Annotated in this window: 21 protein-coding genes and 2 pseudogenes; 5 read left to right on the top strand and 18 right to left on the bottom strand. The window is 50.9% G+C overall.

Going from position 1 to position 24,949, the window contains the following annotated elements; translation table 11 throughout:
- Positions 1-158: 158 nt before the first annotated feature.
- On the bottom strand, positions 159-1,520 hold the full coding sequence (locus N24_RS00995) for a C4-dicarboxylate TRAP transporter substrate-binding protein (protein WP_231910786.1): 1,362 nt from the start codon (positions 1,518-1,520) through the stop codon (positions 159-161).
- Positions 1,521-1,714: 194 nt separating this feature from the next.
- Between N24_RS00995 and N24_RS00990 the strand changes: the two genes are divergently transcribed.
- Positions 1,715-3,034 (top strand): cytochrome P450, encoded by a 1,320-nt coding sequence (locus N24_RS00990; protein ID WP_096453537.1) that lies wholly within the window; start codon positions 1,715-1,717, stop codon positions 3,032-3,034.
- 130 nt (positions 3,035-3,164) lie between these two features.
- On the opposite strand, the gene N24_RS00985 is transcribed toward N24_RS00990, so the two are convergent.
- Both N24_RS00985 and N24_RS00980 read right to left on the bottom strand, forming a co-directional pair.
- Positions 3,165-4,670, bottom strand: a complete 1,506-nt coding sequence (locus N24_RS00985; protein ID WP_096453535.1) for an aldehyde dehydrogenase family protein — start codon at positions 4,668-4,670, stop codon at positions 3,165-3,167.
- Positions 4,671-4,860: 190 nt separating this feature from the next.
- Positions 4,861-5,523 carry a TetR/AcrR family transcriptional regulator gene (locus tag N24_RS00980; protein ID WP_096453533.1) on the bottom strand — a complete coding sequence of 221 codons (663 nt, stop codon included), beginning with the start codon at positions 5,521-5,523 and terminating at the stop codon, positions 4,861-4,863.
- A 122-nt stretch (positions 5,524-5,645) separates the two neighbouring features.
- Here N24_RS00980 and N24_RS00975 point away from each other — a divergent pair, with 122 nt between their 5' ends.
- Positions 5,646-7,262 (top strand): GMC family oxidoreductase, encoded by a 1,617-nt coding sequence (locus N24_RS00975; protein ID WP_096453531.1) that lies wholly within the window; start codon positions 5,646-5,648, stop codon positions 7,260-7,262.
- A gap of 108 nt (positions 7,263-7,370) precedes the next feature.
- Here N24_RS00975 and N24_RS00970 read toward each other — a convergent pair whose 3' ends face one another.
- The 9 genes from N24_RS00970 to N24_RS00930 all read right to left on the bottom strand — a co-directional run bounded on the left by N24_RS00970 (position 7,371) and on the right by N24_RS00930 (position 15,559).
- Positions 7,371-7,832: an HtaA domain-containing protein gene (locus N24_RS00970; protein WP_096453529.1), complete on the bottom strand. Its 462-nt coding sequence runs from the start codon at positions 7,830-7,832 to the stop codon at positions 7,371-7,373.
- Positions 7,829-8,515, bottom strand: a complete 687-nt coding sequence (locus N24_RS00965) for a GntR family transcriptional regulator (protein WP_096453527.1) — start codon at positions 8,513-8,515, stop codon at positions 7,829-7,831. Before N24_RS00965 ends, N24_RS00970 begins: the two co-directional genes overlap by 4 nt.
- A gap of 146 nt (positions 8,516-8,661) precedes the next feature.
- Entirely contained in the window at positions 8,662-9,462 is an 801-nt protein-coding gene (locus tag N24_RS00960; RefSeq protein ID WP_096453525.1) for an HpcH/HpaI aldolase family protein, read from the bottom strand.
- Complete coding sequence (locus tag N24_RS00955; RefSeq protein ID WP_231910784.1) at positions 9,455-10,834, bottom strand: FAD-dependent oxidoreductase; 1,380 nt, start codon at positions 10,832-10,834, stop codon at positions 9,455-9,457. The genes N24_RS00960 and N24_RS00955 overlap by 8 nt, the downstream gene beginning before the upstream one ends.
- Positions 10,831-12,057 (bottom strand): MFS transporter, encoded by a 1,227-nt coding sequence (locus N24_RS00950; RefSeq protein WP_231910782.1) that lies wholly within the window; start codon positions 12,055-12,057, stop codon positions 10,831-10,833. The genes N24_RS00955 and N24_RS00950 overlap by 4 nt, the downstream gene beginning before the upstream one ends.
- 17 nt (positions 12,058-12,074) lie before the next feature.
- A complete protein-coding gene (locus N24_RS00945) occupies positions 12,075-12,857 on the bottom strand; it encodes an SDR family NAD(P)-dependent oxidoreductase (RefSeq protein ID WP_096453518.1) in 783 nt (260 codons plus the stop codon).
- Positions 12,858-12,905: 48 nt separating this feature from the next.
- Positions 12,906-13,100: a ferredoxin gene (locus N24_RS00940; RefSeq protein WP_096453517.1), complete on the bottom strand. Its 195-nt coding sequence runs from the start codon at positions 13,098-13,100 to the stop codon at positions 12,906-12,908.
- A gap of 27 nt (positions 13,101-13,127) precedes the next feature.
- Positions 13,128-14,306: an NAD(P)/FAD-dependent oxidoreductase gene (locus N24_RS00935; protein WP_096453514.1), complete on the bottom strand. Its 1,179-nt coding sequence runs from the start codon at positions 14,304-14,306 to the stop codon at positions 13,128-13,130.
- Positions 14,306-15,559, bottom strand: coding sequence for a cytochrome P450 (locus N24_RS00930; RefSeq protein WP_096453512.1), 1,254 nt, complete (start codon positions 15,557-15,559; stop codon positions 14,306-14,308). The genes N24_RS00935 and N24_RS00930 overlap by 1 nt, the downstream gene beginning before the upstream one ends.
- A 105-nt stretch (positions 15,560-15,664) precedes the next feature.
- Between N24_RS00930 and N24_RS00925 the strand changes: the two genes are divergently transcribed.
- Complete coding sequence (locus tag N24_RS00925) at positions 15,665-16,579, top strand: isocitrate lyase/PEP mutase family protein (RefSeq protein WP_096453510.1); 915 nt, start codon at positions 15,665-15,667, stop codon at positions 16,577-16,579.
- Here the strand turns inward: N24_RS00925 and N24_RS00920 are convergent.
- The 4 genes and pseudogenes from N24_RS00920 to N24_RS00905 form a co-directional block, all read right to left on the bottom strand.
- Positions 16,554-19,970, bottom strand: coding sequence for a DEAD/DEAH box helicase (locus tag N24_RS00920; protein WP_096453508.1), 3,417 nt, complete (start codon positions 19,968-19,970; stop codon positions 16,554-16,556). The genes N24_RS00925 and N24_RS00920 overlap by 26 nt on opposite strands.
- 48 nt (positions 19,971-20,018) lie before the next feature.
- Positions 20,019-20,330: a hypothetical protein gene (locus N24_RS00915; RefSeq protein ID WP_157736380.1), complete on the bottom strand. Its 312-nt coding sequence runs from the start codon at positions 20,328-20,330 to the stop codon at positions 20,019-20,021.
- Between the two features lie 53 nt (positions 20,331-20,383).
- Positions 20,384-20,914, bottom strand: coding sequence for an ankyrin repeat domain-containing protein (locus N24_RS00910; RefSeq protein ID WP_096453504.1), 531 nt, complete (start codon positions 20,912-20,914; stop codon positions 20,384-20,386).
- A gap of 14 nt (positions 20,915-20,928) precedes the next feature.
- Positions 20,929-21,498: pseudogene (locus tag N24_RS00905) on the bottom strand (nitroreductase family protein).
- Between the two features lie 67 nt (positions 21,499-21,565).
- On the opposite strand from N24_RS00905, the gene N24_RS00900 reads away from it, so the two are divergent.
- Entirely contained in the window at positions 21,566-22,135 is a 570-nt protein-coding gene (locus N24_RS00900) for a DNA-3-methyladenine glycosylase (RefSeq protein WP_096453502.1), read from the top strand.
- Between the two features lie 124 nt (positions 22,136-22,259).
- Here the strand turns inward: N24_RS00900 and N24_RS00895 are convergent, their stop codons facing one another.
- On the bottom strand, positions 22,260-22,700 hold the full coding sequence (locus N24_RS00895) for a carboxymuconolactone decarboxylase family protein (protein ID WP_269457474.1): 441 nt from the start codon (positions 22,698-22,700) through the stop codon (positions 22,260-22,262).
- Positions 22,701-22,739: 39 nt separating this feature from the next.
- Here N24_RS00895 and panC point away from each other — a divergent pair.
- Positions 22,740-23,570: pseudogene (panC, locus tag N24_RS00890) on the top strand (pantoate--beta-alanine ligase).
- Here panC and N24_RS00885 read toward each other — a convergent pair.
- Positions 23,557-24,942 (bottom strand): MFS transporter, encoded by a 1,386-nt coding sequence (locus N24_RS00885; RefSeq protein WP_157736379.1) that lies wholly within the window; start codon positions 24,940-24,942, stop codon positions 23,557-23,559. The pseudogene panC and the gene N24_RS00885 sit on opposite strands and share 14 nt — an antisense overlap.
- Positions 24,943-24,949 lie beyond the last annotated feature (7 nt).

The following is a 24,949-nucleotide window of genomic DNA, read 5'->3' as shown; positions in this document are numbered from 1 at the left end:
CCTTCCCTTTAAGGGTTCTCTCTTCGCCGCCTGTGAAACGTAAATCTGGGGAGTGTCTCTAGGGTGCGCTTCTGGTGCGTACTTCTGGAGTCAAGAGAATGGGAGAATTAAAAATCTGGAAACCAAGGGGCATTCAGAAAATGTCCCCTGGGGAAAATCTAGTTGTTGAAGGTTTCTGCAAGGCGTTCTTGCCATGCGGGGAAATCATCAATGCTCTCGGAGGCCACTTCACCAGGTGCAACAGGAGCAACATCTTCGGTGACAGTGTCAGCCCAAGATTCAATTGCCGCACTAAGGGCTTCACCGGTTGCCTCTGGATCAGTGACTCCTGGAGGAGCATGGTCAATCCATGATTCTCTCTGAGATTCCTGGAACTTCCCCAAGACCTCATCCATTTCACTCGCGTCGTGGGTGATAATACCCAGCTCATCGCGTCGATTCATGAACTTCATATGCGATTCAATATCCGCCTGGGTTCGAGCAGTCGCATAACTTTGCATGCTCGATTGAAGTAGTTCCTGGGTCTCTGGCGATAGGCTTTCCCAGCGATCCAAGTTCATCAAAAGCACCAAACCCATATTGGCCGAGAATCCAGCTGGGTAATAATGCTTTGCCACCTCATTGAGGCCATAGTCTTCGTACATGAATGGCGCACCAATCTGGCAATCAACAAGTCCGCGCTGCAACGCTTCATAGGCCTCACCCTGAGCCACATTGACCACCGTCATGCCCAGCGCTTCTGCTTCTGCTGCCCATACTGGACCAGGAGCTCGCACTCGCAATCCACTGAGATCAGTTTGATCCGATACTTCCTTGCTGCACAGAAGATCATATTTTCCGGCCACACTGGTGGAAGCTAGAAACTTCACTCCCTGAGATTCAAATTCCTTAATGGCGTCTTCGGTATTGAAGAGTTCATTCATCACTCCCACGGTTTGAAGCTGACTCTGCGGATAAGAATCCAAGGGCAAGGATCCCTGTTCATTCATCCAGTTGGTTACTGGCAAGGCTTGTGGCTGATAGGTAACCACGGTGTACGTGAAATCCGATACGCCTGATCCCGTACCCGATAGCGCATCGGCGCTGGTGAGCAAGGAGCTTGACCAATAGGGCTCAATGATCACATTGTCACCAGATTTTTCGGCGATCTCATCAATCCACCCCTGAACCGCGACACCGGCACCAGAGGTTGAGGAGGTCAAGTCACTGTAGGAAAGCGTGACTTCATCGAATCCACCGCCTTCTTCCCCACCTGAACTGGATGCGGAATCGCTTGATCCACTACAGGCTGCAAGCGCAAAAGTACTGGTAATAGCCATGGTGGCAATGACGTTTCTGAATGTTTTGCGGACTGGACGGCCAGTAGGAAGAGCATTCATGAGGTTTCTCATTTCTCGAAAATGTGGGTTGGTGTCTGGGTTATGAGTTTCTTGGAAACAGATTTCACGGATTACGCTTTCCCTGTTCCAAATTTTGAGGAACTGTGCCACAGTAGAACTGTGTTGTGTAATGTGAGACACTACACACACCTTGTTGGTCATTCAATAGCAGCCCGAAAGTTTTCTTGACACCTCACGCTCCCCACCCCCGAATGGGAGAACCGTATACCAAAAGATGATGAAATGTCCGAAACCTACATGACTACCCCCATAAAAATCCCCAATGTTTTGCGGATTCAGCCCGCTATACGCAACAACAATTCGAAGGAGGAGTGATGACAACCACTCAAACCCAGGTACCTCAAGATATTGCCAACCAAATCGTTCTCCCGACCGGACACCTCGACGAAGAAGCCCTGTTCAACGCATATAAATGGCTGCGTACCAATGCACCACTATCCCAAGTTGAAGTGGAAGGATATGATCGCCTGTGGTTAGTAACAAAGCACTCTGACATCTTAGATATTGAGCGCCAACCAGAGCTCTTCCCCAACGGCGGTGGTCCAGATAATCCCGGTACACACAACCCCATTCTCAACACAAAGGCGGGGGATCAATACACCCTCCAAACCCACGGAACGTTACGCCCCCTTGAATCCCTGCAGATGATGGACCCTCCTGAACACACCATGATCCGTGATATCGCCCAAGGCTGGTTCCGTCCGGTAGAGCTGAAAAAATGGAACGATCGCATCCGCGACTTAGCCGATAAGGTCATTGAGCGCCACCTTCACGAAGGCATCAATGAACTGGACTTCTCTAAAGATTTCGCCTGGTTCTACCCACTGCATGTGGTGATGACACTTTTCGGAGTGCCAGAAGAAGATGAGCCACACATCATGAAACTTGCCCATGAGCGCTTTGGTGTCAATGATCCTGAATCCCGGCGCGCAGGCATTGACAATGATTCCCCCACCGCCGCCGCCGAGCAAAACCTTGCAAATATCAAGGATTTCTTTGCTTATTACACCACCCTTGTAGAAAAATTGCGCAAGGAGCCCCAGGATAACCTGGCAAGCCTCATCGCCAATGCGCGAATGAGTAATGGGGAGTTCTACCCCATCAAAATGTGCATCGGTTATTACATCGCTATTTCTGGCGCAGGCCACGACACCACGTCCACCACATCAGCGGTAATTTTCGAACAATTAGCAAAGCACCCTGAGCAGCTCAAAGCTGTCCAAGAGGATCTTTCACTCATTCCAAACCTGATCAACGAAGGCCTCCGTTGGGCATCACCGGTGAAACATTTTGTGCATCAAGCTGCAGGCGACTATGAACTCCGTGGACAGCAAATCAAAAAGGGAGATCGCCTCATGCTGCTCTTCCAGTCCGCAAACCGTGATGAAGAAATGTTTAAGGATCCCACGGCATTCCGTCATGACCGCAAGCCAAACCCGCACATTGCTTTTGGCTCCGGCCCCCACTCCTGCTTGGGACAGCCTCTTGCTCGCCTTGAGCTGCGCATTTTGCTCGAACAATTGCTTCCTCGCGTGCGCAATATTGAGCTTCTCGACGGCCGAAAAGTGCTTCAAACCAACTTTGTTGGCGGCGTAAAATCTCTGCCTGTGAGATTTGAGTTGCTCAGCAACTAAACACACCCCAGTAGCCCTCAGCTCCTGTTGGCTGGGGGAACTACCCAAGCTTTTCGACGAAAAAACCGCCGTACTTCCTCTAGTAGGAGTACGACGGCGTGCGAGTGAGGGGTTGCGTCGAAAAGCGCTTTTATTTACCTGCTGACCATCCGATGGATTTAGTTTGGAGGTATTCCTCAATACCCCACTCACCATATTCGCGGCCGATACCTGAGGCTTTATAGCCACCAAATGGCATAGAAATATCAGGGAAGGCACCGCCGCCACCATTGATGATTACCGCACCAGTGCGCAAACGACGCGCAACCTTGTAGGCGCGAATGCTATCTGCAGAATTCACTGCACCGGAGAGACCATAAATGGAATCATTGGCCAGTTCAACGGCCTCATCTTCAGTGTCAAAGGGGATGATCACATTGACGGGGCCAAAGAATTCTTCTTGGGCAATGCGCATAGAGTTATCCACATTGGCAAACAGCGTGGGTTCAATATAAAAGCCTTCATCCAGACCTTCAGGACGTTGTCCACCGGTCACAAGTTCTGCACCCGCCTCCACACCGGAGGCAATGAGTTCCTCCACCTTTGCACGTTGAGCAGCAGAAATTAGTGGCCCCATCTGACTGTTGGGATCGGCTGGATTACCCACCGTGATCGCCTGAAGTCCGGCCGCCACTTTCTCCACCAATTCATCATGACGGGAACTGTGTACAAGGGTGCGCATCAGCAAGGAACACCCTTGACCAGCTTGAATAATGGTGTGAGTGACAACTTGCGCTGCTACCGCATCAATATCGGCATCCTCAAATACAATATTCGGACTCTTGCCACCGAGCTCAAGTACCACCTTCTTAATGGATCGTGCAGCCTGTTCATAAATCTGAGCTCCTACTGAATCCGACCCCGTAAAGCTGACCATGTCCACACCAGGATGCACGGTCAGCGCGGTGGTGGGAACCCGGCCACCGGTGATCACGTTGAGAACGCCTGCAGGAATCCCGGCTTGTTCACCAATCTCTGCAAGGATGAGCCCTTCAAGCGGAGTGGTTGAAGCAGGTTTAAGAACTACCGAGCATCCTGCAGCCAACGCTGGAGCAAGTTTGGTCATGTTTAGCCACAACGGAAAATTATAGGCACTGATCAATGCTGCAACCCCATAACTTTCGCGCACCACTTGCCCCTGACCAACACCATTGCCAAAGTGCACAGGGGAAGACTTTTCCCACTCAAAGCGATCCATTGCCTCAATTGTGGACCGCAAATGAGCAATTGCTCCGCCCACTTGGCCCGCATCGGCAAACCATCCCACCGAGCCACATTCTGCAATATCAATCTCCACGAGTTCTGCTTTGCGCTCATCCATGATGTCAGCAAATCGGATGAGTACCTGCTGGCGTTCTTTGGGACTAAGGGCCGACCACCGGCCATCATCATGAGCTGCACATGCAGCTTTAACAGCTTTATCAACATCATCTTCTGTAGCTTCCGCTACTCGCGCAATGATGTCTTCGGTTGCGGGATTATCCACATCAATGAGCGTTCGATTTCCAGGTTCGATCCACTCTCCATTGATGTATAGGCCGTACTCAGGTACGGAACTGCTGCCTGAAGATGGGGTTGGGTTAAAAAATGAACTCATGGGGTTGAGCCTTTCCGTCGTTAAATCCACTCATGTCGAACTGTGCTACAGAACTTTGTTAACAAGTGTCTACTAACGCTCGCTGTTTGGCAAGTGTGTCAACTCACATTTTTCAAAAAGATTGCCAGATCACACAGCAAACACCCTGCAGCCCGCACCCCAGGGGGAGGCGTCGAAAAGCATCCGCCCCCTAGCTTCGACCCCGCAAGCGATACAGCCACTCAGGGACAAGTTCAACAAGATGCTCCGCCACTTGCGCTTCCGAGGCTTGGATATTGCCCAACACCCATTCCGAAATCACCGTGGTCCATCCACCAGCAATAAATAGCGCTGCCATTTTCACGTTGACATGGGAAGGAACAACGGCATCAGTGCACATATGCTCCTCCAGCTCAATTGCCAAGGCCTCAACACGCTTTTTCGCAGCAGCTTGAGATATGGGAAGTGAAAATACCGCAGCATAAAAGCCCTGGTAGTGAGCATAATGCTCCACCACCCCAGCGAGAGCCTCAGCAATGCTTTCCTTACGCGAACGAATAGTCTCCGCTGGATCCAAATGCGCCTCAGTGCGTTCAAGGCCAGCTAGAAAATGGACAACTTCGGCCTGCATGGCCACAGCCAGTTCTTCGAGCCCAGAAAAATGGGTATAAAAAGTTCCTCGGCTAATTCCCGCTTCTCGCACCAGCGCACTCACGGTAATTTCTGAACCATTTTCAGCCAGGCGGTTCAATGCTGCAATGATGCCATCGCGCGTGCGCACTGCGCGCGCATCGGTAGAGCTTTTAAGAGCTTGTCGACGCCGTCCCAGCCCCACTTCCTGCGACTGCACCGGAATTTCGGAGCGTTTTTCCATGGGTTTCAGTCTATAGGCCGCGGTTTCACGAAAAATTATTGACAGCTGTTCACAAATGGAGAACACTATGGGGCAGGCTGTGACACAGTTCATCACAGTTCTTTGACTGGAAGGCACGACACATGAATCATCTCCCCCGACAATTCGATTACATCGTGGTGGGTGCAGGATCCGCAGGCGCCATCGTGGCGGCACGACTTTCCGAAGACTCCCGCAATCAGGTACTCCTCATTGAAGCCGGACCAGAGGATAAAAGCCTGTGGTCACGCATTCCCCTGGGTTTTGGCAAGATCATTTTTAACAAGAAATACACCTCATGGGATCACCAAACTGAACCCGAGGATGCCATCAATGGCCGTCAATACGCATTGCCCTATGGCCGCCTGGTCGGTGGATCCAGCGCCATCAATGGCCTTGTTCACGTTCGGGGCATCAAACGGGACTATCAAGAATGGGTTGATGCAGGCGCAGAAGGCTGGGGCTGGGAAGACAACCTCCCTTTCCACCGCAAATATGAATCAGACCACCGTGGCGATACTCCCCTGCACGGCGCCCATGGACCCATTGGCGTCGAACGAGCTCGCTGGCAAAACCCACTGGCAGAAGCTTTTATTGATACTGCCTCTCAGTATCTGGGCACTCCAAAGCACATTGATTTCAATTCTGGTGACGCCGAAGGCTCAGGCTATTGGGATCTAGCCACCCACAAAGGTATCCGTTCTTCCACCTCACAAACTTTCCTTAAGGAAGCACGCAAGCGCTCAAATCTGAGCGTGATCACCGATTCGGTAGTCCTCAAAATCAATTTCGACGGCAAGAAGGCGGTGGGCGTCACCTACAAACACAAGGATCAAGAGCTTAGCGTCACCGCAGCGCGCGAGGTAGTTCTCAGCTCGGGCGCATTGCTTACTCCCAAACTCTTACAGCTCTCTGGGGTTGGCCCCGCCGCATTGCTCAAAAAATACGGAATTGAGGTTATTCATGATCTCCCCGGCGTTGGTGAAAACCTCATGGACCACTTCCAAGTCGGTAGAAAATACACCACTACCAGCAAATATACTTTTAATAGTTTGATGCGAACTCCCCTTCAACAAGGTTTCCGCGGTGCCCGCTACCTGCTTGGTGACCGCAAAGGCCCACTCACCATCGGCGCTTCAATGGCCGGCTCCTATGTAAAAACCAGTGAGCATTCTGAGGATGTTGACCTGCAGCTCCACTTCCTCCCATTCATGCCCGGTGACCAGGGCTGGGATTTGGCCAATTTCTCCGGCTTCCGGTTGGGCATGTATCAAGGCCGACCACAAAGCCGCGGACATGCCCGCATCACCTCCGCAGATCCCTTTGCTAAACCCAGCTATACCTTCAACCACCTGTCCGTAGAAGAAGACCGACAGGTTTTGATGGCAGGTATGCGCTTGGCTGGAAAGATCGCTGCTGCCATGCCAGCGGAATTTAATGTGAAGGAGATTGATCCAGGTCCCGGCGCAGATAAGGAAGATGATGTTCTTCTTGATTACATCAAGAAGAACGGCGATACCGCATTCCACTATGCCGGTACCGCACGCATGGGCTCAGATCCTCTAGCCGTGGTAGACACACAACTCCGTGTCCATGGGGTTGAGGGCCTGCGCGTAGTAGATGCCTCCGTTATGCCGGGTGAGCTCACCGCAAATATCAACGCGGCCGTGCTCATGATTGGTGAACGCGGAGCAGACTTCATCAAACGCGCTCGATCTTAAAAACCACAACGTTTAGGTGCGGTGTTGATAGGGTGCTGAAATGTGTCAGCACCTTGCCATCATCTTGCCAGCACCCCGTCAGAACCGCACCTCAACCACGCATGTGGCCTATATCAAGACCACCGGGTCTAGTGGCTCGCCTGGCTGATAAACATTATTGAAGGTCTCTACCGCAGATTCGGCAAGAACCAGAGGAAATTCTGCATCGCCCGGTGCTTCCATAAGAGGAGAATGCCCAATTAGTTCTCGTTGAGAAGTATCGGGCCAATGCATCAAATCAACAACGCTGAGCTCTACACCGCGTTCGCTGATTTCAAGCCATGGATTCATCAAAATAACCAAGAGCATTCCGCCATGTGCTTTGATTCGAATATCACCGGAAAACTCTAGACGATACCCACCCTCATCAAGCTCTACCCTGCGGTGAAAAGGAAACTGAAAAAGTCCGGTATGAGGATCACGGGAGGCACCATCACTTTCCGCGAACACGCAGTCTGGAAGGCTTTCTAAATATCCAAGAAAGCTTTTTTTAATCCCCCATGCCAACATTGTGGTTCCTATTGTTGTCATTGCGATACCGCCGCCTTGAACTCTTCCGGTTTCACATCTGCGCGCGGAGCATTCCATGGGGCTGCCACGAAGTGCGTGCCGGCCACGCTTTCAGGATCAGCATTATCATCTTTAAGATCCTCCACGAGCTTTTCGTGGAACGCGATCCACCGCGCCACAGGAAGTTCCTGCAGCCACTCCAAAGACTGCATGCGGCACAGCCTAAATTCATCCATCATATCCGCAAAAGCCCTGCTCAAACGGGGACTCCCAGCAAGGTCTACCAATGATTGGTGAAGGTCACAATCAGCCTCAATGCGCTCAAACCATGGGGTTTCTTCTGTCATCACCTTCATACGAGCGATCACCGCATCCACTGCAGCATTTGGTTTTATACCCTTGTCCACGGCAACGCGATACGCGGTGGTTTCCAAAGATTCACGCAGCATCAGAATGTCTTCATATTCTTCTTGCCCAAATTGTGGCACAGACCATCCACGGTTCTCGCGGTACTCCAAGAGACCCACATTTTCCAAGCGGGAAAGCGCAGCTCGAAGGGTGTGGCGTGACACCTCTAGTTCTTTAGCTAGGGGAGATTCTTTGATCCTCTCCCCTGCCTCAATTTTCCCCTTGAAGATATCCATGCGGAGGTGCTCTTCAAGTGCGTCTACGACTGATACTGTTTGCAGCTTGCCAGCAACCATGGTGCCCCGCGTTTCCTTTTGCTTGTTTAATTCAGGTTATTTTTCTACATGCCACATTATCGGATCTACACAACATGGGAAAGCATTATTGTTCTACAGTCCAACAGAAATTGCTCCGAGGAGATGCTCCACAGTGAAATAGCCATCTAATTTACCTGGCCCAGTCGATGTTCCAGGCCCTGGAGAATCAAACGACGATCACTAATCGTGTTGAATATTTCTGCCCCCAAATCGCGCCAAAACTCCACTTCCTTCTTCACTTCTTCATCGCTCCGACCTCGATATAGTGTGGCAAAAAGTGGCACTCCTGCAGACTTTGACACCTCAACAATCCGCTTAATCTTCTCCACCACCTCAGGCGCAGAGTTATCCCCATAAAAGCCCATATCATGCGCTAAATCAAAGGTTCCAAGAAATACGGCATCAATACCCGGGACCTGCAAAATTTGATCTAATTCAGCAACACCCTCAGAGCTCTCGATGGCCACCGCAACAAAAATATTGTCATTTGACCAGGTTGAGAAAGATTTCCAATCCTCAGCCATGTGCTTAGCAGCGCGCACGCTCGGGCAAGCACCTCGCGCACCCACCTCAGCGGCAGCGCCGTCGGTGCCTCGATATCTGGCTGATCCTACTGCTCGAAGCGCCTGATCCTTTGTTGAAATATGTGGAACAACTACGCCCAAAGCGCCCGCATCCAATACCCTTTTGATCCATACTTCATCATTAGACGGCACCCGAATAATCGGTGTGACCTGTGCATATTGCGCTGCACGAATCATCGACACCACAGAATCCGTACCAAAAGAACCATGCTCCCAATCAATCATCACATGATCAAAACCAGCATGCCCAACCATCTCAACAATTTCCGGACCATTACTTTGAATATTCACACCACGAGAAATCTCACCGGCACGCAAACGTTGAAGAATCTTATTATCCATGAGTGTCCTTTTCTTTGTGATTAAGTGTCTGCGCCACAAGATGTCCAAAAACCGCACCCTTGCCCAAGGATGAACCAGTCATATACGCAGCTCCATGAAAGCCGCCTGTCACTTCACCGACGGCAAATAATCCATCAATAACCTCACCATCCACATCGGTCACCTCACCTCGAGGCGTGAAGGTTAAACCTGCATATGTGGTGGTCATCAAAGTTTTTGCAGGATAGGCATAAAAAGGCTTTTCGACGATTCCCTTCAACTCGCCGACGCCATTGCACAAATGCGTGCGTCCCAGCGCATCCCCCTCCCCGGCGTCTATTGATGCGTTATATTCTTCTACGGTTTTCAGCAATTGTTCCGCTGGTACCTCAATGAGCTCTGCGAGCTCCTCCAAAGAATTCCCACTGGGCAGGTGCCCAAAATCTTCCAAGGTATCCATATCTTTTAACGCAATACCCCGATGGGATTGGGCGCGAACACCTGCATCAAAAATCTGAAAAGCAATAGCGTCTTTTTGCGTGATCACAGCAGCACCAAGCGTTTTATAATCCAGAGACTCATCAATAAATCTCTGTCCGTCCTTATTAACGATAATCGCACCCATATAATAGGCAGTGAGTAATTCTTGCTGCTCATCCGTAGTTTCTGGATGTGACCCATAGGTACCGGAGACCGCGGACATATCTGCCATCCCAGCGCCCAACTTCCACCCCATCTTTAAACCATCACCGGTATTTCCTGCGCCTCCATAAGGCAGTGCAGCCAATTGTTCCGGAGCGAAAATTTTGAGCAACTCAGTTGATCGGGAAAACCCGCCGGAGGCAATCACTACGCCACGGCGTGCATAAAGATTTTCATCTCCATTGATAATCACGCCATCAACCCGGCCGCTGAAATCTTGCAATAATGCGGTCACCCGGGCATTGAGCCGAGTTTTACCGCCACGCTCTGAAAAATCAGCATGGAGAAGTGCTACCACTTCACGAATTTTTGTACTGTGCCCACGTGCCGCAGACTGGCCAGAGCTAATAGACACTTCGCCAAAATTTACACCCTTATTTTTCAACCAACGATAGGTTTCCAATTGATGCTCGAGGTAGGCATCCACGAGGTCAGGGTCATTTTGATGAGCTCCAACATTGAGCAAATCTTCACGAAAGAGATCAATGCTATCTTCTACCCCTTCTTCCTGTTGTTCATCCGTCCCCGTAAAGGCAAACCAACCTCCACTCATTACGGTAGAGCCTCCAATTGTGGGCATCTTTTCTAAAAGCACCACGTCAAGGCCCTGTTCCCTAGCTGCAGTGGCAGTGGAAATACCTGCAATACCTGCGCCAATGACAATGACATCGCATGTTGTTTTACTCATCATGCTCCCTTCCTCACGCTTTCCATCTTTTCCACCACTTCTATTTCTTTTAGGGGTTTATTCTTGGGCAATAGCCATGGGACAAGGCTTGCTACCGCTGCGATCACAACGATCACAGCGGATGAATGTTGATAGCTCCACGTATCCGCAACTACGCCGAAAAGCAAAGGTCCCGCAGCGAATCCTGCAAAAGTGCTCACCGAAATCACTCCGGAAATCAACCCGATTCGGTGGGCCGAGAAATTCTGCAAAATGACGGCGGACAACACCACCGGAACAAGAGCAAAGAAGGTGCCAATCAGCACCGAGCCCAGCCAAAATATCCACGCAACATCAAGCCACACAGACAGGCCAATGGCTAGCTCTCCAGCAAGGAGACCAGCACCAAGAGCCACCATCACCATCTTGATGTTGAAAGGTCTATCAGCAAATGCTCCCCACACCAATCGAGAGATAAATCCAACGGCACCAAGAACCACGACCACTGTGGATGCAGTAGAAACATTAAATCCAAGTTCCTCATATCCCATCAATGGCAATCCAAAAAGGTTTGACTGGAAGCACAGTGCTGTGACCAAGGCATACACCACCATGGCGCTTAACAGTCGAGTGTTGGTGGTACCGTTTTTAGAAGAAACAAGACGTTGTGGTTGCTCTACCTGCTGCTCAAAAGACTGCCTTGTACTAAAAACAATGATTATGAGGCCAATGGCAGCCACCAGAACACCCGCAGCCAAGCCAGCGCGCCACCCGAAGTACACTGCCACAGCAGGGAATAAAAAACCTGCAATGACTTGGGCAAATTGCACGCCCATCTGCTTGGTGGACAGCACACGTCCGCGCCGTCGAAAAGCAACAAACTGGCTCACCAACTTGTTGGTGACAGTTGCTGAAATGGCCAGGGAACAACCTCCTGCCAGCGCAGCCACCAACAACACCGCAAGATTTGGCGCAAGCGCCGCACCACTTAGGCCGAGAATAGCCAGGAAAAATGTCAGCGTAATTCCCCACAACGGTCTCAGATGATCTGCAAGCAGCCCCCACGGAATGGATGTCGCGGATGCGGTAATAAAAACGACCAATGAAAACAAACTGAGTTCCGAACGAGAAAGCATAAGGCCCTCCCGAACCGCAGGCCCAAGCGCACTGATTCCCGAAGTCAGCAAGGCAGAAACACCCATTGTTGCTGTAAGCGCTCCGGTTAATGCTGAACCTGATCTACTCATATCAGTGATTTCCGGTGCTATCCGAAGATTCCACCATTAACGTCCACCACGGAACCCGTGATGAAGCTGGAATCCTCCGACGCTAAAAAGGACACCGCAGCTGCCAACTCATCGGACCTACCCACGCGCCTGAGTGGAACTGATTTGGCAAATTCCTCATGAAGGTTTTGGCTCGATCCTAATCCGCTGACATCAGACAATGGCGTCTTGATCCGACCCGGTGCCACAGTATTTGCGGTGACTCCAAAGGGGCCGCAATCACCAGCAAGATAACGAGTAAAACTGATCACCGCTGCTTTACTGGCTGCATAGTGCGCACCACTGATCGGCATGTACATCCGGCCAGCACGGGAAGCAACGTTGACAATGCGTCCCCAACCTTTTTGAGTCATTGCTTTCATCGCCCACTGGGACAACAAGAATGTGGCAGTCATATTGACATCCATCACCAGATTCCATTGATCCAAAGTGATATCTTCAATGGGGAAATGGCCCCCATCAGGCTTCTTTGGATGAATACCCGCATTGTTGACCAGGATGTCAACACCACCGAATTCCTCATCAATTTCTGCAGTCACTCGAGCAATATCCTCTGCGCTGCTGAGATCTGCGATCTTTGCCACCACAGGAAGCTCAGGCGTTGACAACCGAGCAGCAACTTCATGCGCATCCATGGAGCGGTCAATGATGATCACACCGTGCCCATCAGCATGTAAACGTTCCACCGAAGCAAGGCCAATTCCACTCGCTCCTCCGGTAACAGCGGCAAGTTTTCCAGTGGGAGTACTGGTTGATGTCATTTGTGATTCTCCTTGAAGGGCGTGTATTTCATGTGCGGAAATTGTGGATTAATCTTGTAGAACAATTGCCTTCGCGGGGCAGGCGTGCACTGCTCGGCGAACATTGTCATGCTGATCTTCAGAGGGGTGCTCCTGCAGCAAAACAACAACGCCGTCTTCATCGCGCTGATCAAAAACTTCCATTGCTTCCATGACGCATGCTCCTGCAGCGATGCACCTATCGGTATCGACGATGACCTTCATGATTTCTTCTCCTTAGAATGTTGTTTTTTAAAGCGTTGCGGCATCTGCAGCCTGCGCAGCAAGTTTGAGTTCACGCCGGTACGGCATTAGTTGTTTCACAGCATTTTTTCCAATGACAGCCTCGAGTACCCCGTCCTTGCGTAGCACTGCAACCAGCTTGTTGGCTTCTTTGTCATCGTGGACAATTTCAATATCGGCTTTCCAATCGACATAGCCGTAGGCCTGCCACTTTTCCTTGTATTGATCAGTCCAAAAGAAAGGCAAATCAAGAGCCGGTGCATTGGTGCCTGTTAGTTGGGCTGCCACAATTTGTGCCTGCTCGCCTGCACTCAGGCGGTGTTCAATCCGTCGATTCTCACCAATCAGAGGATGGAACCAATTGGACACATCGCCCACCGCATAAATATCTTCCGCCGCAAGGCCCTGAGCATCACACATAATTCCGTTGGCTATTGGCAAGCCAGAATCTGCCAACCACCCGGTAGCGGGGATGGTGCCAATGCCCACCAAAGCGGCATCGGCTGTGATCGTGGTGCCATCAGATAATGTGACTGATTCCAGCACACCACCAGGAGCATTCCAGTGTTCAACGACCTGGCCGAAGTGGAAATTTACTCCCTTTTCTTCATGCGATTGACGAATGCGCTCAGAAAGTACATCCGGGAATTTTCCGTACAACACTCCAGGTGACGGTTCAACGACATGCACGGTGCATCCTTTAAGAATGGCGGTTGCAGCGACTTCCAGACCGATAAAGCCCGCCCCAACGATAAGGATGTTGCTGCCTTCTGTCATGAGCCCACGAAATTTCATCGAATCTTCGAAAGTTCTCAATGTCAGGGCTGCATCGATGTGTTGCGTGGCCGGCAGCTCTCTAGCATCCACTCCCGTTGCGATAATGAGTTTGTCAAAGCTCATGCGGGAACCATCATCAAAATTTACGAATTTGTGAGTGGAATCAAGCGAGGTAGCACTTTTCCCTTTCACCAAGGTGATGTTGTTGTCCTGAAGGTTTTCTTCAGAACACAGACTGACAAAGTCGAATTCCTGCTCGCCGGACAACAGCGCTTTGGACAACGGTGGGCGGTCATAGGGAACGTAGTTTTCTTGGCCTACAAGAGTAATCTCTCCTTCCCAGTCGCGTTCGGCGAGAGCTTCAGCAACTGCTAAGCCAGCAGCTCCTGCGCCAATAATGAGCGCGTTCATTAGTTTTCATCTCCTTCCAGGGTCCAGTTGACCTTGAGTTCTTTTGGCCCACGCATGAGCATTTCTCCACGCCAATTTTCGGATGGATTGACTGCTTCAAAGGTGGCAAAACGGTTCAATACGGCATCAAGAACTTCACGGATTTCCATACGTGCCAGCTGATTTCCCGGACATGCATGCGAACCGAAACCGAATCGGAGGTGAGTTTCTCCCTCTCTGGCGAAATTCAGCTCATCTGGGTTTTCAAAAACTGTTTCATCAAAGTTTGCAGGGTGCACCACAGGATGAATGCCATCGTCTTTTTTGACCACAACGCCACCGATTTCTACATCTTCAGTAGCAATGCGCACTCGGGTACCGGTTCCAGCCGGCACGACCCGAAGAAACTCCTCGATTGCTCGTGGCAGGACCTCGCGATTGTGCTTCAAGTAAGCAAAACGTTCTGGATCATGGGCAAGCCAAAAGAGAATGCCTCCGATGATGGATGCAGTGGAATCATGACCTGCAGTAAGAAGCACGAAACCTACGCCGCCGAGTTCCTCATCATCCCAAGTACCTCCGACGTCATTGAGCAAAGCACTGATGAGATCATCACCCGGCTCTTCATGTCGGCGAGCAACAAGGTGATCAAAATAGGCATTGACTTTGTTGATGTGTGCATTTGCCTGTTCTTCAGAGGTAATGCGGCCGTTCATGTGATCAAGTGCTGCTTCGAGGAAGATATCCGTTTCATCAGCTGGAACGCCCAGGAGATCAGAAATAACTGCGAGCGGTACATGCTCAACAAATTTCTTCATCATGTCCGCGCCCTGCCCATGCGCGATGAAGCCGTCTAAGAAATTTTCAATCTTGTTTCGGGTTTCTTCGCGCATTCCCATGACACGACGAGCAGACAGGTGCTTTGCCAGCACACGACGGCGAGCAATCTGCTCCGGTCCATCCATTTTGTCAAAAGCCATTCGGAAAGGCGGACGGTTGCCCTCATTAAACCGAAGACGGGGATAGTTATTTCCTCGGTGCTTCCACACCACGAAGCGTTCATCGCTCATTACTTGGCGAACTTCTTCATAGCCAATAGCAATCCAGCATTTTCCTTCGCCAAAAGGCATCAATGCTGGAACCACAGAGCCATAGTCATGACGAAGCGTTCCCAACTCTTCTTCTAGTTCCGCAGCAACGATGAGATCCTGCCGCGATTGCATTGGATACGGAACTTCAACGGGAGCCTTTACTGATTTTTCCTGAACATTCATGTGATGCCTTTCTAGTGAATGTGTACACTGTGCAACAGTTCACCATATGGAAGCGTTAGGTGCAACCCTTTTCCTCAAAAACTTTCACTTCAAAAGGAGAAAACAATGTCCACATTGCGCCAAGAATTAAAAAATGGAGGCGTCATTGCCCCGGGAGCACACGATGCCCTCACTGCTGTCCTCGCCCAAAAAGCCGGTTTTAGCTCGGTTTATGCATCAGGCTTCGCATTCGAAGCAACACAACTTGGTGCGCCAGACATGGGCTATGCCACCATGGTGGAATTGGCCAACCACATTGCTCGCATCACACACGCTGCCCCCGAACTCAACATCATTGTGGATGTTGATACTGGTTTTGGAGGTCCCAATAGCCTCTACCGAACCGTCAAAGAATTCAGCCGCGTAGGCGCTGCAGCCATCCAAATCGAAGATCAAGCCGATCCCAAACGCTGCCCCTTTTTAGGAAAACGCACAGTAGTCGATCAAGATACCGCCACTGCCCGCATCAAACTGGCAACCGAGGCCAGGGGAGAAGACGAGCTCCTCATCATTGCGCGCACTGACGCTGATGAACAGGGGATGGAAGAGATCATCACCCGCTGCAATCGCTTTGCTGAAGCTGGTGCAGATCTAGTACTTCCCATGGTCAACGCCATCGACGGAATGAGATTCTTAGATCGCGGCCCCGAAGAACGCATGGAAATCTACGCAACTCTTATCACTAGGATTGACGCCCCCGTGGTCACGCTTGATCCCCCACCTGGGTTCACTGCTCAGGATCTCTTTGATCTAGGCGCAAAAGTGGTAACCATGCCGCTGATCTCACTTCAAGCAGCAGCAAATGCCATGATCGAGTACTTTGATTCCCTCAAAGAGACGGGATCCTCCCAGCGCTATACCGCTGAACACCCTCCCATTCTTCCTGCGAACATAGAAATGATGAAGGTGCTTGGCCTTGATGCTTATGAGGACAGGCTCAATGCCATGCCAAAAGCTAGTCCAGCGAGAATAACTCCCTAACATCATCAACCGAAAGTCCGGAGGCTGCCGTAGAAGAACCGGTGGTTAAGGCGTCGAAAAGCTCGGCTTTTTTCTTTTGTAGTTGAAGTACTTTTTCTTCGATTGTGCCTTCAGAAACCATGCGGTACACCATGACATTAGAGGTTTGGCCAATGCGATGAGCTCGGTCAATAGCTTGATTTTCCGCCGCAGGGTTCCACCAGGGATCAAGGAGGAACACACAATCTGCCTCTGTCAGCGTGAGCCCAAAACCACCTGCTTTGAGGGAAATGAGGAACACCGAGGCTCCATTGTCGCGGAATTCCTTGATGGCGTCACTGCGGTTTCGCGTGGCTCCATCAAGATAGGAATAGCTGATTACTATCTCCTCCAAACGTTCAGCGATACGCTTCAAAAAGGAGGTGAACTGGGAAAATACAATGACTTGGTGATCTTCACCGGTGGTAAGCACCTCCAGGCGTTCGAGGAGATCTTCCAATTTGGTCGATGGAATAGCAGCGTTATCCTCATCAACAATGAAAGGATCAAGCGCCAGCATGCGCAGCAACGTGAGGGAACGGAAAATGCTCATGCGGTTGGCATCCATGTCCTCATCGAGCAAATGGAGGACTTTCTTGCGTTCGCGCTGCAAGACGGCATCATAAAGCTTGCGGTGTGGCGCTGTGAGCGGGAGAACCACGGTGTTCTCGATTTTCTCGGGTAGATCGGTGGCCACATCTTCTTTGGCGCGACGCAGCATAAATGGTGCAATTCTGCGTTGAAGATGCGCCATTCTTTCAGCTGACAGCTCTGAGCCTGATTCGATGGGGTTAATAAATTGAGCTTTGAATTCCTTGAACTTAGGAAACAACCCCGGCGCGGTCAGTGCACTCAAAGACCACAGATCAGATAGGGAATTTTCCATTGGGGTGCCGGTGATTGCAAGCCGGAATTTCGCTTGTTGGGCAATGCTCCGAATGGCACGGAAGCTGCGTGTGGTGTGGTTTTTGATGAATTGAGCTTCATCAACGATGATGCCGCTCCACTGCTTAGAGGCAAGGAGCTCTTCGTCGATACGCGCAATGGTATAAGAAGTGATCACAATATCAGCATTAATCGGCAGGTCTGTTTTGCGCTTCGCAGCTGTTTTATCCAGTACCTCCACGCTCAGGTGCGGAAGGAATCGAGCAGCCTCATCTCTCCATACGGAGAGCACTGAGGATGGTGCGATCACCAAGAAGCCACTATCAGTGCTTTCTTTTTTATGATCTCGGGCGTGGGCGATAAGAGCCAGCGTTTGAATGGTTTTACCCAGGCCCATGTCATCAGCCAAGATGCCACCCAGACCAAGATCATAAAGTAGCGCCAACCAGCGGAAACCATCTTCTTGATAGAGGCGCAGGGTGGCATTGAGCGTTGTTGGGATGGCAGCGCGGGGCAGCTCTTTGATATTGGCAAGTTCACGCACGGTTGCCAGCCAAGATTCCAACGCTACATCTGGGACCCATTCATCGGCCAAATCAGCGAGATCTTCAAAAAGTCCCGCATTGTTACGGTGAACCCTTTGGCTTTTGGCATCCCATTCCTCCAGATCTTGGGCCTCTGCAAGAAGGCCACGGAGGGCATCAAAGGATGGGTGATCAAGGGAGAAATAGGAGCCATCATCAAGCAATACAGTGTCTTGATCTTGGGATAGCGCGATAAACACGCTACTAAACGGCACTTTGACCTCATCGATGGAGATATCAAAATTGAGATCAAACCAATCATTATCAGTGGAAGTGGTGGTGATGCCGACAAAGGGATCGCCACTTAGCTCCCGATAATTGGGGCGCTCGCCCACAAACTTCACGGTGACATAATCAAGGGCATCAAGCTTATCCGCCACATGCTCAATAAAGGGTGGAACAGCAGTACCTTTGAGCATGTTTCCAGTCAATGCTACATCGGGGAAAACACCCCGCACAGAATCCATCACGGCATCACGGTGTTCTTGTGACAGCCCATGTGCAGTGTCACGCCACGCCCAATCGACGACAACAAAGTCTTCCAGTTTTCCGCGTGTAACGTTCACCGATGCTTCCAAGGAAGGCAGCTTCTTTGTGGGGAACTCAATGGAGTGATCAGAAGAGAACACCGGGAGCACGTTGCGTAGCGTGGGAAAGTATTCCTCAAAGAAGGTTTCTTGTTCTTTAGGATGAAGCGCCAAAGACGTGGAATTTCGGATCATTTCGCGCTGATAATAACTCAGTGGTGTTTTTAGCGGAATGATTCGGGCGTGCAATTTTCCTTTAAGGCCAGGGGTGGTGTCAGTGCTTTCCTCTAGTTGCACAATGGCAGATGGAGCGATAATTCGTGGGAATTTCAGGTACTCACCCTGCCACACAATGCGTGGGGTCACTGCCATTAATTCTGCGCCATCGAAGCCTTGCTCCTGGGTGAAGTCCATCAGGACCTCTGCTGCTTCGGCGATCTCAACGTTCCGGATCGCCAATTGTCCAATTAGAGGAATACCCGTTGCCGTTGCGTCTTTCAGTAGATCCCACAAGCGAGGATCACTCCAAAACCTGGTATCAAATTCTGGATCGGTTGTTGTAAAACTCAGATTATCTTGATGGAGCTGAACCAATTGATTCATGGCCAAGAATTGCTCTTTGGCAATAAAAGAATTTGTCAGATAAGAATGCTCAAATACGGACCAAGAAATTTGGCCTTTGACCCAGTTGCCAGCATCTGATTTTCTCAGGGGACGGATCTTAATGTTTAGCTGTTTTTGGTCGCCGTCTTCAAGACCCGCATAATCCTGCATGGTGAGGGTTTTTTCCTCAGAGCTGCGGAAATATTTTTGGTTATTCTCCGATTGAATTTTGACATCAATGCTAAGTGCTATTTCTTGTAGTTGAGGTTCCATGGCATGTGGATTTAAGACACCAGCTGCTATGGCTCTTCCAGATTCACCGATGAAATCTTCAATGACATTAATCCACGATAATTGGCGCGGGAGGTCACCACTGGATTGTGGGGAAATGGTGCTTGATCCAAGGTTTTCTTCCCAAGAATCATCGGCCTCCTGATCAAAGCCCACATGATCCATCGTGGCATAACACACCGCAACGCCATGTTTGCAGTTAACGCCCACTGGACAGGTACACCTACTGGCCGATACGCCCCATACGGTGTCGTCGGAAGAATAGCCGTCAGCTCCCACCTTCTGCGGACGAAGATAGACATCCACGTCATAGTCATTATTCCCGCTGCCCATCACAGATCCGCTCAAGACGCTGTTATGTACATTCCATCCCAGGCTGAGAACCATCCCGTCGTGTGCATAATCTCTTCCGCGTTTGAGGGCACCACTGCCAAAACAATCATGGACAGAATCAACGTTGATGGTGGGAAGGACATGTGCCACGTACTGGAATTCTTTTCTCTCGCAGATCTCTGAAAACTCAACAATTAATTAACGGCGATATTCTGCATCCCACATGGGAATGGGATCAGGGTTTGCCCTCACCCATACGGTAGCAATACGTGGAAGCGTATCAATATCAGCATCGGATGGCTCGCCCTTTTTCACATGTTTGACGGCTGCTTCCAGCTCTTCGCGCATGGGGTCAGGTAGTGGATTGCCTTCGGCAGTGATAGCAAGCAAAGATTTGACCATCTTTTTGTAGTCTTTTTCCCAGTTAATACCGTCGTTGCCGTGGAATTCATCAGAAACACGTCCAGCAATGCGGATGGTCTCACCCTGCAGAGTTTTTGCATATCTCATGGCAGGCACAAGATAATCCCATCCGGCAATAAAACGTTCTTGCCACGACTCTCCTACAATTCAATACGTGAGATGCCATCATGACGTTGGGGTGTGCTGGCGCGTAGTTCTTCGGGAATCTCAAAACGGTTGTATAGCCAGATCATGTTCTGGGCTGCATCATCCACTGATTCTTCGTTGTAGGCCTCACGGATATCTTCAAATTTCTCACCGAGCCGGATGATGAGTTCCTGGGCTTCTTGTAATTCTTCCTCGGTGAATTCAGTTTCGGTGAGCAGCACGGTGATCTCAGCAAGCTCGGAAATTTGGCCGGTATCAGCACTGCGCAGCACGCGTGGCAAAGCGGTGCTTCCGTCGTTGGCGCGAGAAAAGGGGTCAGCGCCGGCGTCGATAAGCTTGGTGAGGTTCTCAGGGAAAAACGCAGCACCATAGGCAACGCTTTCACCATCATTATTCACGGCGTGAACATCAGCACCGCAGCGGAGCAAGAGATCAGGCGATAAATTCCAATCCCTTGAGTGCACGTGCAGCGGTGTGTTGCCTTCCGTGTCACGAACATTGATATCGGCGCCCTGCTCAAGCATCCTTTTTGTATTTCTCAGGAACTTCGCGCGTGGCTTCGACCAGGATGCTCGGGGAGTTCATCAGGAAAACCAGCCGCAATCACCAAAGCTGTAGTGCGATCTGCACGTCCACCAATTCCCAAAGCTTCCTTAACACCCTCTTCCTCTCAACCCGTTGTGGGGTTTGTAACCAGTCCTTCCGCTGGCGTCGCGATCAGCACAAAACCCACCAATAAACTGGCATCCTTGATTGCTGCCTCACGAGCTCCCTCCGGCGAGCGATTAGCCAAAAATCCTTGAACCCGCTCAGCACGCTGTGGACCAAGTAATTCTTCTAAGCCCGCCGGTTGGTTTTCCACCCGCGCCACCGCAACAAACACCACGGGCGCATCCAAAAACTGCCGTTGACGCGAGACCTAAAACAGTTTTTCCTTCACTCTCTGATCTGTTACCACCACCAGATCACGCTGCTGCGCATTAAAGGCACTCGGCGCCTCAAGAGCTAAATTAACAATGCGGTCCAACACCGCATCACTAGGAATTTCTGAGGTATAACGACGAGTAGCACGGCGAGTTTTAATGGCTTCTGCAACAGACAATGTCATAGAAACATCCTAAAACTGTGAGCAGGATGCACCCTCATGAAACATTCAGCATGAAAGAATCAAGCCCATGGCTATCAATTTCCTTGACACCGCTGATGAAGTTGCCCCGCAATTATTGGGGTGCCTATTCACCCATGCTGGCGTGACCATCAGAATCACCGAGGTAGAAGCCTACTTAGGAGCAGATGACGCCGCAGCTCACACTCACAAAGGGAAAACACCACGCAATGCTGCCATGTTCGGACCAGGCGGACACAAGTACGTGTATATCTCCTACGGCATTCACCGGGCTGGCAATATTGTGTGCGCCCCAGAAGGCACAGGACAAGGAGTTCTTCTCCGCGCTGGCGAAGTTGTTGATGGCATAGACATTGCTGCGAAACGGCGCCCAGGAATCCTCCATCATCGTCTTGCCCAAGGACCCGGCAACCTCGGGAAAACCCTCGACCTGAACATCGACGATAACCACGCACCCATCAACGGCCAGGATTTCACCTTGGTTGAACCCTCAACTCACCCTGAGTGGGTACGGGGCTCACGCATCGGAATCTCAAAGAATGCCGATGCCCCATTGAGGTTTTGGATTCCCAATGATCCCATCGTGAGCGGAAAGAAAGGAAGGCCTAGGATCTCTTAATGCTGCAATCGGCAGATGTCCACGAGACTCAACGTTCAATGACCGTAAGTAAACGTCGAAAAGCGCTTCAACATATGAGCATTTATGCTGAAGCGCCTCTAAAAACACCGTTTAAGGATTGCCGTTACACCCGGAACACTCGTAGCTGAAGAGCGAGCATCGAGTAATAGCCTACGAGGGTAGAAAGCTCGAAGAGCGTTGAAGTTCTCAGGTGCTTTGTAGCCTTTTTCCACTGGTGATCATCAAGGTCTCCCGCCAGTAATTGCCTGGTCACTTCCGCAATGAGGGCTTCCCCCTCGTTGAGCATTGAGAAATTATGTTTGCGGATTCCACCTAGTTCAGCCTCGGTAATACCAAGAGAACGAGCAATCGCCTCATGGGAATCACGCTCAAAATCACTATTCCATTCTGCCGCGACCACCAAGATTGCAATTTCTCTGGAACGCTCACAAAGGTCAGAGCGGAATCTAATGGCGCTACCCAATTCTTGAACAGCTGCTCCAACTCCGGGTGCTAGAAGAAAAGCATTGAAGGGACCATTGAGTGAGCCGTCTTCAGCTACCAGTGGAAAATGCTGCTTTCCCTGCGAAGCGGAGTCCTACTGATGCAGGTTCTCACCACTAAAAGAGCTTTTCGACGCCCTCCCCCAGCGCTCCATCTCTCTTGTCCCCACCCCACCAGGGACACTTATCGCTGATTAATGCAGCTAAAACCACTGGCGCAGTTGTGGTATGCAGCATCTTTGTTAATCCGCTGCAGTTTGACAATCTCGGTGATTGCGATGATTACCGCGACTATCCACGCCAACTCGACGCTGACCTGGCTCTCCTCGAATCCGCAGGCGTTGACTATGTTTTTGCCCCCCTCGGTGGAAGAAACGTATCCAGATTCCCACCCCATACTGTGGGTTCGCACTGGAGAAATGGGATCAAAACTGGAGGGTGCCAGCCGTCCCGGGCACTTAGACGGCGTAGCCACCGTGGTGGCCAAACCCTTCAACCTTATCCGTCCCGAACGCGCCTATTTTGGGCAAAAAGATGCCCAACAGGTTGCCATCATCCGTCGCCTGGTTTCCGATCTCAATTTCCCCGTGGAAATCTGTTCCGTACCCATCATTCGTGCTAAGGACGGACTTGCAGAATCTAGCCGCAACCAGCGCCTTTCCGAGGCCAACCGCAAAGACGCCCTTGTTCTTCCCCGTGCTCTTCAGGAACTTGCACAACGCTGTGCCAATCACGAGCCGCTCAATCTCGACGGCATTCGCGATAGCCTCAGGCAGTCCCCCGGAGTGGAGCTTGATCACGTGGAAGTGGTGGACGCTGCCACATTAAATCCCATAAGCACCAATATCGTGGAAGCTCCCGCCATTGCGGTTGCTGCCATTCGCGTTGGTCCCGTGCGGTTGATCGACAATATCGAGCTCAATCCTTCGTAGGGATAAGCGCACTTAAAATAACCGCTAGCACCGCTCCCGCTGAGCATAAACCAATGGCCAGATACGTTCCCGCCTCGGTGGGAACGGTTCCATCCCCAAAAGGAACGGACCACTTAGCAAGGACAGCCGCGATCACTGCTGATGCCATCGCTGTACCAAAAAATCGAAGTTGAGCATTCACGCCATTGGCTGCCGCCGACCTGCTGCGATCAACGGATTCCATGATGATCTGTGGCATGGAGGCAAAAGCCATTCCGAACCCAAGGCCTAATCCCACATTGATGGCAAAGATGAGGCCCGAACTCCATGGGATAAACAAGCTTGAGCAAATGCTGATGGCCACAATCACGGTGCCCAACAGCATGAGGTTCTTCGGTCCGAAGCGAGAGCTCAGGCGCGCGATCAAGGGAGTAGCCAGCGCGGTAATAACACCCGAGGTCATCATGACTAATCCTGAAATAACACGGTCAACGCCTAATCCTGCGGGAGCATCAGCTGGAAGAGCCATCAATTGTGGGAAGACAATATTGACGCCCATCATAGAAAAGTTCATCAACAGCGCAGCCATATTGGTTAATAAAACTCGAGAGCTTAACGATGCCCGAATATCAATGATGGGCTCCCGCTTTTTAAATAGGTGCACCATGGTCAACGCTAAAATGCCTATCCCCGCGCCGAGGGTAAATAGCGTTGGGGCAGCAAGCCAGCCCCATGATAAGGATTGCGCCAAACCAATGAGCAGCGCAGTAACTCCAAGTCCTAATCCCACTGCCCCCACAACATCAAAAGATCCCGATGCCCTCATTTGGGTTGCTGGAACTGTGAAATAAATAGCGCATGCTGCAAGAATGCCCAAAATGAAACATGTCCAGAAGATTCCTCGCCAGCTTGTCGCTTCATTGATTACTGCACCGATAGGCAATCCCAGGGCACTACCAATCCCCAGTGTGCCGGAGGCTAGGGCAATGGCACCGCCAAGTTTTTCTGGCGCCACAATGTCCTTCATCACCGAAATTGCGAGCGGAATAACCCCAATTGCTAGACCTTGAAAAGCTCGACCCACAATAAGCACCCACACATTCGGTGCCATTGCTGATACGAGTGAGCCCGCAGCCATAATGAACAGCAATCCCACGATGACGTTTTTCCTTCCCAGCATGTCGCCCAACCGTGATGACACCGGGGAGAAGGCGCACGCAGCGAGGATGGTTATCGTGACGATCCATCCGGTTACTTCACGGGGCGCTTGAAGAAGTTCAGGAAAATCATCTTGAATCTGCAACACGATTGTTTGCAATAACCCCGCCACCAAGCAACCCAAAACAAGAGCACCGATCGCAATGGGACCAGCGCTCTTGCTCTGTTTTTTCATTTCAACC

Source organism: Corynebacterium suranareeae, assembly GCF_002355155.1.
In the GTDB taxonomy this organism is placed as follows: Bacteria; Actinomycetota; Actinomycetes; order Mycobacteriales; family Mycobacteriaceae; genus Corynebacterium; species Corynebacterium suranareeae.
Note: the sequence above shows the minus strand (reverse complement) of the source record. Positions and strands in the feature narration are given on the sequence as shown.

Excerpts from the sequence above, each read along its gene's own strand:
- N24_RS00955 (WP_231910784.1), bottom strand. The coding sequence starts at position 10,834 with ATGATGAGTAAAACAACATGCGATGTCATTGTCATTGGCGCAGGTATT.
- N24_RS00900 (WP_096453502.1), top strand. The coding sequence starts at position 21,566 with ATGGCTATCAATTTCCTTGACACCGCTGATGAAGTTGCCCCGCAATTA.
- N24_RS00980 (WP_096453533.1), bottom strand. The coding sequence starts at position 5,523 with ATGGAAAAACGCTCCGAAATTCCGGTGCAGTCGCAGGAAGTGGGGCTG.
- N24_RS00925 (WP_096453510.1), top strand. The coding sequence starts at position 15,665 with ATGTCCACATTGCGCCAAGAATTAAAAAATGGAGGCGTCATTGCCCCG.
- N24_RS00985 (WP_096453535.1), bottom strand. The coding sequence starts at position 4,670 with ATGAGTTCATTTTTTAACCCAACCCCATCTTCAGGCAGCAGTTCCGTA.
- N24_RS00930 (WP_096453512.1), bottom strand. The coding sequence starts at position 15,559 with ATGAATGTTCAGGAAAAATCAGTAAAGGCTCCCGTTGAAGTTCCGTAT.
- N24_RS00910 (WP_096453504.1), bottom strand. The coding sequence starts at position 20,914 with ATGCTTGAGCAGGGCGCCGATATCAATGTTCGTGACACGGAAGGCAAC.
- N24_RS00975 (WP_096453531.1), top strand. The coding sequence starts at position 5,646 with ATGAATCATCTCCCCCGACAATTCGATTACATCGTGGTGGGTGCAGGA.
- N24_RS00965 (WP_096453527.1), bottom strand. The coding sequence starts at position 8,515 with ATGGTTGCTGGCAAGCTGCAAACAGTATCAGTCGTAGACGCACTTGAA.
- N24_RS00915 (WP_157736380.1), bottom strand. The coding sequence starts at position 20,330 with ATGAGATATGCAAAAACTCTGCAGGGTGAGACCATCCGCATTGCTGGA.
- N24_RS00970 (WP_096453529.1), bottom strand. The coding sequence starts at position 7,832 with ATGACAACAATAGGAACCACAATGTTGGCATGGGGGATTAAAAAAAGC.
- N24_RS00935 (WP_096453514.1), bottom strand. The coding sequence starts at position 14,306 with ATGAACGCGCTCATTATTGGCGCAGGAGCTGCTGGCTTAGCAGTTGCT.
- N24_RS00960 (WP_096453525.1), bottom strand. The coding sequence starts at position 9,462 with ATGGATAATAAGATTCTTCAACGTTTGCGTGCCGGTGAGATTTCTCGT.
- N24_RS00950 (WP_231910782.1), bottom strand. The coding sequence starts at position 12,057 with ATGAGTAGATCAGGTTCAGCATTAACCGGAGCGCTTACAGCAACAATG.
- N24_RS00885 (WP_157736379.1), bottom strand. The coding sequence starts at position 24,942 with ATGAAAAAACAGAGCAAGAGCGCTGGTCCCATTGCGATCGGTGCTCTT.
- N24_RS00945 (WP_096453518.1), bottom strand. The coding sequence starts at position 12,857 with ATGACATCAACCAGTACTCCCACTGGAAAACTTGCCGCTGTTACCGGA.
- N24_RS00940 (WP_096453517.1), bottom strand. The coding sequence starts at position 13,100 with ATGAAGGTCATCGTCGATACCGATAGGTGCATCGCTGCAGGAGCATGC.
- N24_RS00990 (WP_096453537.1), top strand. The coding sequence starts at position 1,715 with ATGACAACCACTCAAACCCAGGTACCTCAAGATATTGCCAACCAAATC.